General features: G+C 42.0%; 14 protein-coding genes and 1 tRNA gene. 5 read left to right on the forward strand and 10 right to left on the reverse strand.

The genetic code is table 11. The features are described from left to right. Positions 1 to 6: 6 nt before the first annotated feature. From ABVZ64_RS00845 to ABVZ64_RS00865, 5 genes are all read right to left on the reverse strand, one after another. Positions 7 to 294, reverse strand: coding sequence for a putative quinol monooxygenase (locus tag ABVZ64_RS00845; RefSeq protein ID WP_352399166.1), 288 nt, complete (start codon positions 292 to 294; stop codon positions 7 to 9). Positions 295 to 465: 171 nt separating this feature from the next. Beyond that, positions 466 to 858: a (deoxy)nucleoside triphosphate pyrophosphohydrolase gene (locus ABVZ64_RS00850; protein ID WP_352399167.1), complete on the reverse strand. Its 393-nt coding sequence runs from the start codon at positions 856 to 858 to the stop codon at positions 466 to 468. A 12-nt stretch (positions 859 to 870) separates the two neighbouring features. Then, positions 871 to 1,176 carry a hypothetical protein gene (locus tag ABVZ64_RS00855; protein WP_352399168.1) on the reverse strand — a complete coding sequence of 102 codons (306 nt, stop codon included), beginning with the start codon at positions 1,174 to 1,176 and terminating at the stop codon, positions 871 to 873. A 40-nt stretch (positions 1,177 to 1,216) separates the two neighbouring features. Then, entirely contained in the window at positions 1,217 to 1,384 is a 168-nt protein-coding gene (locus tag ABVZ64_RS00860) for a hypothetical protein (RefSeq protein ID WP_352399169.1), read from the reverse strand. Positions 1,385 to 1,440: 56 nt separating this feature from the next. After that, complete coding sequence (locus ABVZ64_RS00865) at positions 1,441 to 2,676, reverse strand: DNA polymerase Y family protein (protein ID WP_352399170.1); 1,236 nt, start codon at positions 2,674 to 2,676, stop codon at positions 1,441 to 1,443. 448 nt (positions 2,677 to 3,124) lie between these two features. Here ABVZ64_RS00865 and ABVZ64_RS00870 point away from each other — a divergent pair, with 448 nt between their 5' ends. From ABVZ64_RS00870 to ABVZ64_RS00880, 3 genes are all read left to right on the forward strand, one after another. Next, the gene (locus ABVZ64_RS00870; protein WP_352399171.1) at positions 3,125 to 3,961 is read left to right on the forward strand and encodes a metallophosphoesterase; all 837 of its coding nucleotides are present in this window, start codon (positions 3,125 to 3,127) and stop codon (positions 3,959 to 3,961) included. Positions 3,962 to 4,122: 161 nt separating this feature from the next. After that, positions 4,123 to 4,644 carry a peptidylprolyl isomerase gene (locus ABVZ64_RS00875; protein ID WP_352399172.1) on the forward strand — a complete coding sequence of 174 codons (522 nt, stop codon included), beginning with the start codon at positions 4,123 to 4,125 and terminating at the stop codon, positions 4,642 to 4,644. A gap of 75 nt (positions 4,645 to 4,719) precedes the next feature. Beyond that, a tRNA-Leu gene (locus ABVZ64_RS00880) sits at positions 4,720 to 4,803 on the forward strand. A 217-nt stretch (positions 4,804 to 5,020) separates the two neighbouring features. Here ABVZ64_RS00880 and galT read toward each other — a convergent pair. The 5 genes from galT to polA all read right to left on the reverse strand — a co-directional run bounded on the left by galT (position 5,021) and on the right by polA (position 11,845). After that, positions 5,021 to 5,977, reverse strand: coding sequence for a galactose-1-phosphate uridylyltransferase (gene galT, locus ABVZ64_RS00885; protein WP_352399173.1), 957 nt, complete (start codon positions 5,975 to 5,977; stop codon positions 5,021 to 5,023). 10 nt (positions 5,978 to 5,987) lie between these two features. Further along, a complete protein-coding gene (locus ABVZ64_RS00890; RefSeq protein WP_352399174.1) occupies positions 5,988 to 7,595 on the reverse strand; it encodes an ABC transporter substrate-binding protein in 1,608 nt (535 codons plus the stop codon). Between the two features lie 16 nt (positions 7,596 to 7,611). Then, complete coding sequence (locus ABVZ64_RS00895; protein ID WP_352399175.1) at positions 7,612 to 8,166, reverse strand: lytic transglycosylase domain-containing protein; 555 nt, start codon at positions 8,164 to 8,166, stop codon at positions 7,612 to 7,614. Between the two features lie 407 nt (positions 8,167 to 8,573). Beyond that, positions 8,574 to 9,173: a dephospho-CoA kinase gene (gene coaE, locus ABVZ64_RS00900; RefSeq protein ID WP_352399176.1), complete on the reverse strand. Its 600-nt coding sequence runs from the start codon at positions 9,171 to 9,173 to the stop codon at positions 8,574 to 8,576. A gap of 17 nt (positions 9,174 to 9,190) precedes the next feature. Beyond that, positions 9,191 to 11,845 carry a DNA polymerase I gene (gene polA, locus ABVZ64_RS00905; RefSeq protein WP_352399177.1) on the reverse strand — a complete coding sequence of 885 codons (2,655 nt, stop codon included), beginning with the start codon at positions 11,843 to 11,845 and terminating at the stop codon, positions 9,191 to 9,193. Between the two features lie 190 nt (positions 11,846 to 12,035). On the opposite strand from polA, the gene ABVZ64_RS00910 reads away from it, so the two are divergent. Further along, on the forward strand, positions 12,036 to 13,040 hold the full coding sequence (locus ABVZ64_RS00910) for an ABC transporter substrate-binding protein (RefSeq protein ID WP_352399178.1): 1,005 nt from the start codon (positions 12,036 to 12,038) through the stop codon (positions 13,038 to 13,040). A gap of 333 nt (positions 13,041 to 13,373) precedes the next feature. Beyond that, a complete protein-coding gene (locus ABVZ64_RS00915; protein WP_352399179.1) occupies positions 13,374 to 14,759 on the forward strand; it encodes a hydroxymethylglutaryl-CoA lyase-like TIM-barrel protein in 1,386 nt (461 codons plus the stop codon). Positions 14,760 to 14,772 lie beyond the last annotated feature (13 nt).

Genomic DNA, 14,772 nt, shown 5'->3' on the forward strand with positions numbered 1-14,772 from the left:
AGCTCATTAAATAGGTAACACATCACACTGCATCAATTGGGAATCTTCCTTCAACTGCTGTATGAGAGGCACATAGGTTGTAAAGTGAGGGGAGCTTCTGTGGGCGTCCACCGCTGCTTGGTCCACATATTTTTCTACAAAGTAAAAAACACCCTCCTCCTTGGTATCTCTCACCAAGTCGTAATAAACACAACCCACTTCTTTTCTTGTTTCTTCAACCATTTTTGTGGCTAACTTTAAGTATTCATTTTCATTCTGCTTTGCCACCACATTTTTTGCGATTAACACGATCATGTTTCTCATTCCTTTTATTTTTTATTTGAATTTAGTTTATTATAAGAAATTATACCATAAATTACAAGAATGGAACTTCAAAACCATTGAATTATTTTATAATTATTTATTAATTTTTTTCAACGATCAGGTTAGTCCCGTCTTTAATGGCTTTGTTTTTTTCTAATTTGGTTATTTCATGGAACCCATGGCCATGAGGCGGCTCAAAATTTCCTGGTCTGCGGGGCAAAAATCGTATTTTGGAATCTCATCTACCTTTATCCACCGCAAATCGTTATGCTCTAGCAGCCGGGGTGTGCCTTGTAAAATTGTGGCTCGAAACAAGGTAAGGCCAATGGTAATGTCAGGGTAAACATGGGTTACTTCCATAAAAATCTCCCCCACTTGCACGGTAATACCCAATTCTTCCTGACACTCCCGAATCAAGGCTTGCTCTTTGGTTTCGCCTACTTCTTTCTTCCCCCCAACAAACTCCCATAAAAGGCCTCTGGCTTTATGGACAGGGCGTTGGCAAATCAAAAATTGGTCACCTTGGGAAATGAGGGCTGCAACAACTTCCGTCATATTCCCCACCTCTTAACCAAAATAGCCGCATTCACAAAGCAACCCTAGGCAGTCATTTACTTCCCTGTCGTCAAACAGAGAGCCATATTCACCCTTTACAACCAGTGACTCCATGGATAAATCCAAACGATTGTGCTTTTTCAAAATTTCAAAGTTTTCCGAGGAACCATTTCTGTCTAAAGCCCTCTTGGCAACAGAAACTCCTCCACGCTCGCCAATCTCTTTTAAAAGCCTTGCTGCGTTATAGCCATCTAACCCTTGGGATTCTTCCGCTTTTTTCATCCATTCTGCCGAGAATTTTTTCTCCATATCTGTCATGTTGCTTTCCTCCTGTTTTTTTATCTTCCAAGTATCTATATTATCTATTGATATTTAAAAATATAATTCGTCCCAAAATACACCCAATCACCAGTCCAACAAAGCCGGAATCAATGAAGCTATCACCACTAAAATATACCAAAACCCCTCTGCATAGAAACATTAGGATTAAAAACTTTATAAGTTCCTTCATCATCCGTCGATTCATGTCTCCCCCCCTAAATAAATTAGTAAAAGTTGCTTTTATCTGGTCATGCTTTCCTTCTATTTTTTTAGATGGTTGATTTTCAAGCTTCCACCGCCATAGGCTGGTTCAATCCCCCCAATAAAGGTGGAGCGAACCACCGTTTCCCTTCCATATTTTTTCCGTATCTCATCCATAGCAATATCCGCCTGTTTTTCCTTTGTCCAATCCTCATCCAACAAAGAAAGCTGAATGCAATCTTCCCTACAAAGGTGGCCCGCCCGAATGCCCAAATGGCGTAAAGGCTCTTTTTTCCATGCTTCATCAAAAATACGCTTTGCTGTTTCATACACCGCATTGGTGCAATCAATGGCATTTAAAAGCTTTGTTTGGTGGGAATACACCTGAAAGTCAGTGGTCTTCATGACCACCCCAATCTCCCTTGCGCAAACATTGCCTCCTCGCAGGCGCATGGAAACAGTCTCTGCCAAAGAGAGCAGAATTTTATAGGCCTCCTCCCGTTCCTCCACATCATAAGGAATCGTAGTGCTATTCCCAATGCTTTTCACCTCCTGCACCGAATCAGCCTGAGCAACTGCCGTATCATCTATACCATTGGCGTAGGCATGAAGCAATTTCCCATAACTTTTAAATTCTTGTTCCAAAAGAGCCACTGGGTACTTTGCCAATTCCCCAATGGTGCGAATCCCCATTTTCCGAAGGCGTGGTGCTGTTTTTCTTCCCACCATAAACATCTCCTCCACAGGCAACGGCCAAAGCTTCTGGGGCAACTCCTGGGGATATAAGGTTATGATTTTATCGGGTTTTTCCAGCTCACCTGCCATTTTTGCCAAAAGCTTGTTGCAGCTAATGCCAATATTTACGGTAAACCCCAACTCTTTTTTAATATGTTCTTTTATTTTTTTTGCTCCCTCCAAGGGAGGACCAAACAATAGCTCCATGCCTGTATAATCAAGAAAACCCTCATCAATGCTAAACGGCTCAATGCGATCGGAGTAATTGGAAAGAATGCGAAACATTTCTTCCGAATTTCTGGTATAGAGAGCAAAATCCGGAGGTACGCAAATGAGCTCTGGACACTTTTGCAAGGCAAACCCCTTTGGCTCACCCGTGACAATGCCATATTTTTTTGCCGGGGTGCTTTTGGCAAGGATGATGCCACGACGGCTTTCGCTATCACCTGCAACGGCTGAGGGAACGGTGCGCAAATCCAGCATACCGCCTTCTCTTAGCATTTGAATGGCACTCCAACTTAAAAACGCACTATTCACATCAATATGAAAAATTGTTCTCACGCTGCTGCCTCCTTTTTTCTAGAGTATACCATGATTAAGTCCTAGCTTCAATCTTAGGGGCGATGTGTAAAGTAGAAGAATAGAAAAAATCTCTCTCACCGCCTGACCTTATTTCCCAGTTTTCATGGCTATTATTTTTTACAAAAAGGGTAGATTTCAATCTCCCTTTTAACATATCATTAGAATTTTTATCTACTAAGGTAAAATCCTTTTAAGTTGTAAATAGAAATGCTTGTGTCATCTATGCCCCAAACTTTCAGATTTGTCATCAAACCAAAGATAAGTTTTCAGAGTAAACTTCAGAAATATTTCCACAAAAAACCTTTCAAATCTAGTATGAAACAGAATAAAATCCATCCCCTTTTCAAAAATTATAAAAACCTTTCTTGTTTTCCCTAATAAACAATTTTATAATAAAGAAATACTATGAAAAATGGCGGTGAACCCTTTGAACTATTTTAAAACAAAAATTGCCTGTTCTTTTATAGGTATGGCAGGCTTTTTATACTGGCAAAACAACGGCCTTATGTTAACCCCAAAAACCCTTTGCAAAAATGTTCCCCAGGGCTTTGATGGTTATAAAATTTTGCAAGTTTCCGATTTGCAAAACAAAGCCTTTGGCAAAAATCAAGAAAAACTCCTTCGCAAAATCACAAATGCCACACCAGATATCATTGTCATCACCGGTGATCTTATTGACCGAAACCGTACCAATTTAAATTTAGCCATGGATTTTGTGGATAATGCAGTTCACATCGCTCCCGTTTATTATGTTAGCGGAAACCACGAGCATCAATCGGGGTATTTTGATGAGCTGATAGAAAGGTTAACCAATGCTGGTGTAACTGTCCTAGAAAATGGGAAGTCTATCATTGAAAGGAATGGTGATGCAATAGAGCTAATTGGCCTTGCCGACAAGCGGGTAAACCCTTATTATGAGCAGGTGCTTTCCACCCTACTAAAGGGTTGTCATGAGGGACGCTTTCAGATCCTCCTTTGTCACCGTCCCGAATTATTCCAAACCTATGTAAAAAAAGGGTTGAACCTTGTTTTTACAGGCCATGCCCATGGGGGACAAATTCGTCTCCCCTGGATCGGTGGCATTTTTGCTCCAAACCAAGGTTTTTTCCCCACCTATACTTCTGGGATTTATGAAAAAGGCAGGACTACCATGATGGTAAGCAGAGGACTGGGGAATAGCACTTTCCCTTTTCGCATCTTCAACCGCCCGGAGCTAGTCCAGGTAACCTTAGTCAAAGAAAATAAAGTTTCTAAGAATATTTGATTCCCCTTCCACATTATGCTATAATGAGCCAAGCTATCCCGTTGAAAGGGACAAAAAAGCTCCAAGCCCTTTAGGGTTAGGCTTTCAAATGATTTTTGGCATAAACAAGCATTTTTCTGGCTGAATATCATTTTAAATTTGAATATGAAAGGAAGATTATAATGGCAAAAAACCCAGTTGTAACTTTTGAAATGCAAAATGGCAGCGTAATGAAGGCGGAACTTTATCCTGAAATCGCTCCCAATACAGTGAATAATTTTATTTCCTTGGTGAACAAAGGCTACTACAACGGTCTTATTTTCCACCGTGTAATCAATGGTTTTATGATTCAGGGGGGTTGCCCTGAAGGCACAGGCATGGGTGGTCCTGGCTATCAGATTCGTGGCGAATTTTCTATGAATGGCGTAAAAAACAACTTAAACCATGACAAAGGTGTTCTTTCCATGGCACGTGCTATGAACCCTAACAGTGCAGGTTCTCAGTTCTTTATTATGCACGAAAGATCCCCCCATCTGGATGGTCAGTATGCATCCTTCGGTAAGGTGATTGAAGGTCAGGACGTGGTAGATGCCATTGCAACCGTTCGTACAAGCCGTGGTGACCGCCCTGTGGAGGATCAAGTTATGGTTAAAGTAACCGTTAATACCTTCGGCGAAGTATACCCTGAACCAGAAAAAATGTAAAATTTTCAAAAAAAAAATAAAAAACTGCTTGCATTATAATTTATTTTATGTTAATATAAGCAAGCAGTTTTCCTTGCGGATGTGGCGGAACTGGCAGACGCACCAGACTCAAAATCTGGCGGTAGTGATATCGTGTGGGTTCGAGTCCCACCATCCGCACTTATAAAGCCCGAACATTTTTGTTCGGGTTTTATTTTTTTGTGCTATTCCCCACCTCCATCTACTCATCTGTAGTATATCCCCAAGGCTTTTCTTCCTGCCTCTGGGATACGCCCATTTAGTATGAGCAACTGTTGTGCCCTCCCCCTTGCCTAAGGTCTCTTACTCTTCCTTCTTATATAATAAAAAAGAGGCCCCCGAAAGGTACCTCTCATCTCTATTTTATTTTCCTACGATAATAGTCTGCCGCCTGTTCTGGCAAAACGGCGTTTATGTAACTGCCTGTGGCAAATTCAAAGCCTGCAAAACCTCCGATGCGAGGCAAAATTTCCAAATGCCAATGAAAATCTCCCCCCACTTGACCATCAATCAAGCATATGTTGTAGCCTACATCTTCTTTTAATACACAAACCTTTTGCAAATTTTTTTGCAGCAAAACAGCCAATGCCTCCAACTCCCCCTCAGTCACATTGGCAAAGGTTGAAATGTGCCTTTTGGGGCAAATCCAAAGCTCATAGGGAAATCTAGAGGCATAAGGTGTGATGGCCAGGAAATCTTCGTTTTCCATGACCACACGCAGGGCCTGCTCCTTTTCAAACTGAAGCATCTTGCAAAAAAGGCAACTCTCCTGTTGCATATGTCCCTGCATCAACACTTCCCTTTGGGGCACCATTGGCAAGCCTAATATTTGCCAGTGGGAATGGCGAATGCTCATACCTGCTGAAGGGCCGCAGTTTTTAAATATCTGAATATATTTTACATCTTCTTCCACCACCATCTTGCAATACCGCTGCTGCAACACCCCAAAGATCTTAGTCAGCCTTTGGGCAGAAAATTGGTCAATGGTTACTTCATGATAGGGGGTATCCACCAAAACCTCGTGTTGCCCTTTGCCTGAAATCAGTTCATAGAAGGGGTTCTGGCACAAATCCTTTGCCTCCTTGCTTACAGCAGGAAACATATTGGGAAAAACCCGAATTTGCCAGCAGTCGTCGTCACCATCTTGATAAAGGGGGGCCGTTGTTTTTTCCTCATGCCCACTACAAAAAGGGCATTGCTCACTGCCTTTAGCCTTTACCTCCGTTTTGTGTAAAAATTCATAGGGACGATTCTTTCTGTTTTCTGCACAAAGGGTCCATTCACCCGTAAATGGATTTTTTCTTAATTCAGACATTGTCTCCCCCCTATTCTTTTTTGCTATTAAATGTCCATTCATTGATGGTGTAGAAAATATTTTCTTCTGTTGGTACAACAATGCCCCCAACTCGGTTAGATGTGAACATTGCCTGGTTGCGATATGCAATGCTGATATATGGCAATTCCTCTGCAATTCGCTTTTGCAGGCTGCTATATGCCAGCAGAGTTTCCCCCTCACCCACAGCCTGGTTTGCTGCCAAAAGCAAGGCGTCCATCTGCTCATTTTCATATCCAATGTAGTTTAAGTCACCATTGCTGCCAAAAAAAGAGTATAAATCCGTAACAGGCGACATTTTCCATCCACCTACCACCAAATCAAAATCACCATTCGTAAACTTTTCTTGATACTGCTCAAAAGGCTGTATGTCTAAGGAAACATCAAAACCTAAAAGAGTCAGTTCATCCCGAAGCTTTGTGGCAACCTGTCTTCTGGCACTGTTTTCTTGGTTTGCCAGAATGCTCACATGTAACTGCTCTTGGCCATTCTCCCCTTCTTTTTCCAGCCTGCCATCACCATTTTTATCCACCCAGCCCACATTTTTCAATAGAGTGGCTGCCATATCACTGTCATACTCAAAGGGTGCCACATTCTCCTCATACAACCAGGAGCTAGGGCTTACAGGGGTATTGGCCATCTTTGCATATTGCAAATACACGGTTTCGCAAATTGATTTTTTGGGCAATGCATAGGCAATGGCTTGGCGCATACTTTTATCTTGGAATAGAGTTCTTTTGAAATTAAACCCGATAAAATCATATTGACTGCAGGTGAATTGATATACCCCAGAAACCCCTTCATCGGCATAACGTCCCGTTTCTATGGCATCCGTCACCAAGATATCCGTCATCCCTTGGTCAAAGGCATAGACATCCGTTTCTGCCCCTCCTGTGGTACGGACCGAGATATTTTCAATGGTAGGCGTTCCCCCAATATAGGAAGGGTTTACAGTCAGCTTCATCTCCGAGGCAATGGAGTATGATTGCATGGCATAGGGACCACTGCCCATGGGTGATAAATTTACATCACTTTTAGGGTCTGTTTGCCCCTGATAATACCCACCAGAAATAACGGGGAAGCTTAGTGCCGCCAAGTTTTTGCTAAACGGTGCACGAAAATGGATGTCTATGGAGTATGTTCCTGTTTTGCTGTAACCCGAAACATAATCCAACACTTTTTTATATACCGCATCCTCCTCTGATGCCCGAATGGTCTCGATGGAAAATGCCACATCATCGGCAGTTAGGGCAGCACCGTTTTGCCAAGTAATGTCGTTGCGAAGCTGAAGGGAAACCGTTAGCCCATCTTTGGAGATACTCCAGCTTTCAGCAACAGAGGGGGCAGGTTTACCTGCCTCATCAATGGCAATCAAAGGCTGGTAAATCAGCTTTAAAATGGTATCCACTGTTTCTTCTCTGTTACGCAGTGGGTTCAAAGTTTCCGGCACACGCATAGACAGGGTCAGGACACGGTTTTCAGCCTGACTTTGCTCCACACCGCCAGAAACGGTAAAATTATTGTTTTCTCCATCCTCCTTTGCACATCCAGAAAAAATCAGAGTGCCCAGAAGGAGAAAGACTGTTAATCTCTTTTTCATATGTGCCTCCCGAAAGCTACATACCATAACAAAGCTTATAAAGCTTTTGCACAAGCTCAACTTTTTTTACATAACTATTCGTCTCTGGAAAAGGAATTTCTTCCAGATGATAACCATCCTCGCTATACTGTTGATCCGCCAGCCATTGGCTCACCTTTCCATGACCTGCATTATAAGCGGCTAAAACTGTGGGCTGAACCTCGTGAAACTTTTCCTCCAGCCATTGCAAATACCATGTGCCTACGGCAATACTGGTTTCTGGGTCTTTTAAATCAAGGGTCTCCCCATCCAAGGTGTCCACCCGACTGGCAACCCACCAACCCGTTTCTGTCGTTACCTGCATCAAGCCTTTGGCATCCGCCCTGGAATGGGCATTGGGGTCAAACCTGCTTTCACAGAAAATCACTGCATATATTAAAGATTCTTCCACATCATACAAATTTGCATATTTCTCAACCTGCTCCTTATACTTAACGGGTAGCACCCTTGGTAGCACCACATAATAACCCATTGCTGCCACTGCCAGAAACAGGATGAGCCAGGTAACCAATCTCCTGATAATACGAAACATCTCTTCACCCACGATTCTATTTATATATGAAAGGTTTTTTCGAAAACCTTTTATGCAATATGCTAAATCACCTTAAAATCACATGTTTACTTAAAGATAAAGAACCACAGCAAAACCCTCCCTTTCCTACCTTTTGGGGAGGCTAGTTTTTTTGTGCAGCAAAAATGTCATCTTAACTTGCCCTAAAGCAAGCTTTTTCCCATCCCACAAAAACCCTTTGAAAAAAGAATGTTTATGTGGAACACTTCTCAAAGTATCCATTTAACAAGGCACTTCTCCTTGTCATTTAAAATTATAGTACTCCTGCATTTTAAGCCGGTGTGAATCCCATCCTAGCAAATGCCGGATTCCTATTGTATGGCCATATAAGCCATTTTCACACCAAATTATCGTCCCAGCCAAAAGCATCAGTTCTGTCCATACTTTTTCATCAACGAAGTCACTTGAGCCTGCACATTTTCCAAGGATGAACTGTTATCAATTATTTCTTGGGCATAACTTTTATATTCTGCCCATGATTTTTGATTTCCTATACGCGCCATTGCCATTTCATATGTAACGCCGTCCCGCTCAATGATACGGCGGGCGCGAACTTCTTCATCGGCATAAACAACCCAAATAGCATCACAAATTTCCACTAGGCCAGCTTCCACCAGCAAAGGGGCATCGATGATAATGCATTTTGCATTGTTTTGTTCTTTCAGCTCTTGTATTTGAAGTTGAATCTCCTGTGCGATATATTTATGGGTACATTGGTTCAGAAATTCCAACTTTTCTTTCTCCCGAAAAACAATCTCACCAAGCTTACGGCGAAAAATTTGTCCATCTTCTTGCAAAATACCCTCACCAAAATAGTTCACCAGCTCTGCATAGGCAGGTCGACCTTTTTTTATAATATCATGGGCAATCAGGTCTGCGTCAATGATGGCAGCCCCCTGTGCTTTTAAGCATTGGCTGACAACCCCCTTACCGCTGCCTGTGCCCCCTGTTAGTCCAATTACATTCATAGCAAATCCCTCATCTTTTATTTCGCCTCAAACCATGAGTTACCCTCATGGACATCAACATCCAAAGGAACCAAAAGCTGTGCCGCCTGTTCCATGTTTTCCTTCAAAATCCTTGCCACTTCATCTTTTTCTTCAACATGGGTCTCAATCAGCAGTTCATCGTGAACCTGCAAAATCAAACGAGAGCGATAGCCCCCCTCTTTTAGTGCCCTATGCACACGCACCATGGCAATTTTGATAATATCCGCGGCACTTCCTTGAATAGGCATATTCATGGCAACCCTTTCTCCAAAGGATCTCTGAATAAAATTGTTGCTTTGCAGCTCAGGCATGGCCCTTCTTCTGTGCCACAAGGTAGAAACATAACCGTTTTCTGTGGCCTGAACAATGGTATCATCCAAATATTTTTTGATGTTGGGATATTTTGCAAAATAGGCAGCAATATACTGCTCTGCCTCTTTTCTTGTGATACCCAAATCCTGACTCAAGCTAAAAGAGCCAATGCCATAAACAATGCCAAAATTAACGGCCTTTGCATTGCTTCTTTGCAACGGTGTAACTTCATCAAAAGGCACATGGAAAACCTGAGAGGCCGTCAACCTATGAATATCTTGATTGTTGCAAAAAGCATTGATCAATGTTTCATCCCCGGCAATGTGGGCAAGGACACGCAATTCAATCTGGGAGTAGTCCGCATCCAAGAAGCAGTAATCCTTGCTTTCTGGGATAAAAACTTTCCGTAGCTCCCTGCCCAATTCCAACCGAACAGGAATGTTTTGCAAGTTTGGCTCTGTGGAGCTGATGCGGCCTGTGGCGGTAATGGTTTGGTTAAAGGTAGAGTAGATCTTCTCTGTTTTGTCATCCATCACAGCCAGAAGCCCATCGGCATAAGTGCTTTTCAGCTTTGCCAATTGGCGGTAATATAATATTTTTTCCACCATAGGGTGTTCATATTTCAGCTTTTCCAAAACGTCAGCGGCTGTGGAATAGCCTGTTTTTGTTTTCTTTCCACCCTTCAAGCCTAATTTTTCAAACAAAATCACACCCAACTGTTTGGGTGAATTCAAGTTAAACTCTTCCCCCGAAAGGGCATATATCTCCTTTGTAATCACATCTATGCTTTCTTCCAAATTTTTTTGGTACACCAATAAAGCCTGTTTATCCACCCGAACGCCGTATTCTTCCATATCAGCCAGGACGTAAATCAAAGGCATCTCTATTTCATAAAAAAGCTGATTTTGCTGGTTGTCCTCCAGCTGCTTCTCCATAATTTTTTTAGCTTCAAAAGTTACTTTTGCTTGGGCTGTGGCAAAATTTTTTCTTTCATCTTGGGATAGTTGTTTAAAGTTCTTTTTGTTTCTGCCCTTGCCCAAAACCTCCTCTGCCCCTGGGAAAACCTGGTTTAAAAAGGTTCTGGCTAAATCGTCGTATTCATAGGAAGAACCTGTGGGATTTAAAATATAAGCTCCAATGGCAGTATCAAATGTAATCTTTGGGGTAACGCCAATCAGCCCACGCAAAAGTTTGATATCCTTTTTAATATCGTGGCCAATTTTAACAAATTCCTGGTTCGAAAAGAAGTCTGTTGCCAATTCAAAAAGTTGCTTTTGGCTTAATTCCTGCCCCAATTCAATCCAGCATCCCCCCAACTCCTCCTGAAATAAGGCCATACCTTGACACACGTTTTCATCAGTATAAAGAATGTATGCTGTTTCTTTTTTTTCTAAAATTGCAAAGAAAGCCTTTGCCTCATCAAAAGTATAAATCCCTTTAAAATCATGGATTTGCTCCGCCTGCACCTCTCCTTTTTCAAAGCGGTCATACATACTTTTCAGCTCCAAGCGCTTCACCAAGTCATAGGCGGTAGGGTTAAACAAATCTCGAATTTTGGTTTGCTCTTTCTCAAAGGGAATAGGCATATCCCTCACAATGGTAGCCAAAAATTTGCTTAGCCTGGCCTGTTCTTGAAAAGCACCAAGGTTTTCCGAGGCTTTTTTGGGCTTCACCTCCGGGCTATGGGCGATGGCATTTTCCAAGTCATGATAGGTCTGAATGATTTTAACTGCAGTTTTCTCCCCAATACCAGGGACCCCAGGAATATTATCAGAAGCATCTCCCATCAATGCCTTTACGTCAATAAATTCCAATGGCGTCACGCCATATTTTTCAATCACATCTTTTGCATAGTAATCTTCAGTTTCTGTGCGTCCGCCCTTTGTCTTGGGGATACGTACCTTTAGGGTTTCACTGGCAAGCTGCAATAAATCTCGATCACCAGAAACAACAACGGGCAAAACCCCCTGTTCCTCCGCCTTGGCAGAAAGAGTGCCTAAAATATCGTCGGCCTCATAGCCTTCCACCTCGTATATCTGAATGTTCATTGCTTTAAGCATTTCCTTAAGCAAAGGCATCTGCTCCCGCAATTCATCAGGCATCCCTTTTCTTGTTCCCTTGTATCCGTCAAACTCCTTGTGGCGAAAGGTGGGGGCATGTAAATCGAAGGCAACCGCCAAATGTTCAGGCTTCTCCTCCTCCATCAGCTTAAAAAGAATATTCAAAAATCCATAAACCCCGTTTGTATAACGTCCTTCGCTGTTTGTCAGCAAAGGAACGCCATAAAACGCCCGGTTTACGATGCTATTGCCGTCTATCAACATTATTTTTTCAGTCATAATAGACCTCCTAGTTTTTATAAAAACCCAAAATGGGGAAATCTGTGCGCACTTAGCCATGCTAATAGTTTATTATACACCAAATTTATGAAAAAACATATTACAAAAACCGAAATTTTCCCACGGACAATTTGAATTTCCCCTACCCCTTGCATATAGTAGCAATAAAAACATCCGCAGGAGGTCACTCATGAAAAAGTTCATATCCCTATTCTTAGCAAGCGGAATGACATTATCCCTTTTGGCAGGTTGTTCTTCCCAGCCCACTGCTGAAGCAGAACGAATCCCTGTTAGACTCAATGAAGTGGTACATTCCGTTTTCTATGCACCCCAATATGTTGCGCAAGAACTAGGCTTTTTTGAAGAAGAAGGTTTGGATGTAACGGTTGCCATTGGCAATGGCGCAGATAAATCTATGACTGCATTGCTGTCTGACTCCGCCGACATCGCCCTTTTGGGTACAGAAGCAGGGCTTTACGTTTACAACGAAGGCAAAGAGGACTATCCCAAAGCCTTCTTACAGCTTACCCAAAGAGCCGGCAACTTCCTTGTTTCCCGTGTTGATGAGCCCGATTTTAAGTGGGAAAACCTAAAAGGCAAATCCGTTATCGGTGGTAGATTGGGCGGCATGCCAGAAATGGTTTTAGAGTATGTACTAAAAGAAAACGGCTTAAAACTCAATGAAGATGTAGAAGTTATCAACAATATTGATTTTTCCTCTACAGCAGGGGCATTCACAGGCAACGTAGGGGATTATACCGTTGAGTTTGAACCCGTAGCCACTACATTGGAAAGCAGTGGCAGTGGCTTTATCGTTGCTTCCTTGGGTGAAGCAAGTGGCTATGTTCCCTATACCGTTTATATGGCTAGAGATGCTTTTATGGATGAACATCCCGATGTCATCGAAGCTTTTACAAGAGCAATTTATAAGGGTCAGGTTTGGGTAAAAGAGCATTCCTCAGAAGAAATTGCCAAAGCCATCTCCCCTCAGTTCCCCGATTCTGATATTGCAACTTTGACAACCATTGTAGAACGCTATAAAGCACAGGATACCTGGAAAGAAGACCCTGTATTCTCAGAAGAAGGCTTTAACCTGATTCAAGATATTATGGAAGAAGGCGGACAGTTAACAGCAAGAGTACCTTTTGCCGACTTAGTTAGAACTGACTTTGCAGAAAAAGTAATGAAAAAATAGTATTCCTCGTATCCCAGTGGGCTTTCTGTAGTAATACAGAAAGCCTGTTTTATTTGCTACGACTCACCACCATTTATGTATTATTCGTCAAAATAAATCATTTATTTTTTGCATAAATTTAATATGATTTTTTATTATTATTTATTTTTTCTATTAATATAATTCTACATATCACTAAAAATTGCTGGAATATAGGCATATTTTTGTAAAATGCCCAATTATATATATTAAAATTATGAATTATTTCATATTGACGCAATACAAATTAATTGATATATTTAATAAATAAAAGTTTGTTACAGTGGTAGTGATATCAAAAAACGGGGGGATTAAATGATAACTTTCAACGAAAAAACCAACCTACTAGAACTGAGAAAATACCAGTACAACTTACAAAACGTAGACGAACCAAACCTCTATCGGGATAATTACAACTATGATGAAATCCCAAAATGCACGTTTAACTATCGTTTGGTTCCAATGAATACACCCGAAGAAATCTGGATGACCGATACTACCTTTCGCGACGGTCAGCAAGCCAGAACACCATACACAGTAAAACAAATCACAACCCTTTACGAAATGCTAAGCCGCCTTGGGGGCCCCAAAGGAAAAATCCGCCAGTGCGAATTCTTCCTTTATAGCGAAACGGACCGCAAAGCCATTCGTGCTTGTCAGGAAATGGGGCTTAAGTTTCCCGAAATCACAGGCTGGATTCGTGCCACCAAGGAAGACTTTAAACTTGTAAAGGATATGAATTTACAGGAATGTGGTATTTTGGTAAGTTGCTCCGACTACCATATTTTTAACAAACTGCATAAAACAAGAGAACAAGCTCTCCATGACTATTTAGAAATTGTCAAGGCAGCCCTTGACTTGGGCATTCGCCCTCGTTGCCATTTTGAAGATGTAACACGAGCGGACTATTATGGCTTTGTTGTTCCCTTCGCAACGGAGCTGAAAAAGCTTATGGATCAGTATCAAATCCCCGTAAAAATCCGCTTCTGTGATACTATGGGCTACGGTGTGCCTTACCCAGGTGCAACCCTTCCCCGAAGCGTTGCAGGTATTATTTATGGCATCAACCACTTTGCTCAAATTCCCAGCGAATTGATTGAGTGGCACGGCCACAACGATTTCTATAAAGCAGTGGTAAATGCAACCACAGCATGGCTTTACGGTGCTTCCTCCGTCAACTGCTCTTTGCTTGGCATTGGCGAAAGAACAGGCAACACCCCCTTGGAAGCCATGGTAATTGAATATGCCCAAATGCGTGGCACACTGGATGGTATGGATACCACGGTTATTACAGAAATTGCTGAGTATTATGAAAAGGAATTGAACTATGAAATTCCCGATAGAACGCCTTTCGTAGGCAGAGATTTTAACGTAACTCGTGCTGGCATTCATGCCGATGGCATGGCAAAGGACGAAGAAATTTATAATATTTTTAACACAGCAAAAATCCTAAACCGCCCCATCGGCGTTGAAATCAATAAAAACTCCGGCTCTGCAGGCATCGCTTATTGGTTAAACCAGTACCTAGGTTTAAAAGGGGAAGCAATGATTCACAAAAGCTCTCCGGAAGCAACCGCACTGAAAGATTGGGTAGACAGCCTTTACGAAGATGGCCGTGTCACCTTTATCAGCAAAGAAGAAATGGTTGAAGCCATGAAAACTTTAACCCCCCATCTATACGCAAGAAAGAACAAGAACTAAGGAGGAACCTTAT

The sequence above is a fragment of the Anaerotignum sp. genome (assembly GCF_040307045.1).
In the GTDB taxonomy this organism is placed as follows: domain Bacteria; phylum Bacillota; class Clostridia; order Lachnospirales; family Anaerotignaceae; genus Chakrabartyella.

Coding starts and splice junctions, on each gene's coding strand:
- coaE (WP_352399176.1), bottom strand. CDS start 9,173: ATGAATGTAATTGGACTAACAGGGGGCACAGGCAGCGGTAAGGGGGTT.
- galT (WP_352399173.1), bottom strand. CDS start 5,977: ATGTCTGAATTAAGAAAAAATCCATTTACGGGTGAATGGACCCTTTGT.
- ABVZ64_RS00875 (WP_352399172.1), top strand. CDS start 4,123: ATGGCAAAAAACCCAGTTGTAACTTTTGAAATGCAAAATGGCAGCGTA.
- polA (WP_352399177.1), bottom strand. CDS start 11,845: ATGACTGAAAAAATAATGTTGATAGACGGCAATAGCATCGTAAACCGG.
- ABVZ64_RS00895 (WP_352399175.1), bottom strand. CDS start 8,166: ATGTTTCGTATTATCAGGAGATTGGTTACCTGGCTCATCCTGTTTCTG.
- ABVZ64_RS00855 (WP_352399168.1), bottom strand. CDS start 1,176: ATGACAGATATGGAGAAAAAATTCTCGGCAGAATGGATGAAAAAAGCG.
- ABVZ64_RS00910 (WP_352399178.1), top strand. CDS start 12,036: ATGAAAAAGTTCATATCCCTATTCTTAGCAAGCGGAATGACATTATCC.
- ABVZ64_RS00890 (WP_352399174.1), bottom strand. CDS start 7,595: ATGAAAAAGAGATTAACAGTCTTTCTCCTTCTGGGCACTCTGATTTTT.
- ABVZ64_RS00845 (WP_352399166.1), bottom strand. CDS start 294: ATGATCGTGTTAATCGCAAAAAATGTGGTGGCAAAGCAGAATGAAAAT.
- ABVZ64_RS00915 (WP_352399179.1), top strand. CDS start 13,374: ATGATAACTTTCAACGAAAAAACCAACCTACTAGAACTGAGAAAATAC.
- ABVZ64_RS00850 (WP_352399167.1), bottom strand. CDS start 858: ATGACGGAAGTTGTTGCAGCCCTCATTTCCCAAGGTGACCAATTTTTG.
- ABVZ64_RS00860 (WP_352399169.1), bottom strand. CDS start 1,384: ATGAATCGACGGATGATGAAGGAACTTATAAAGTTTTTAATCCTAATG.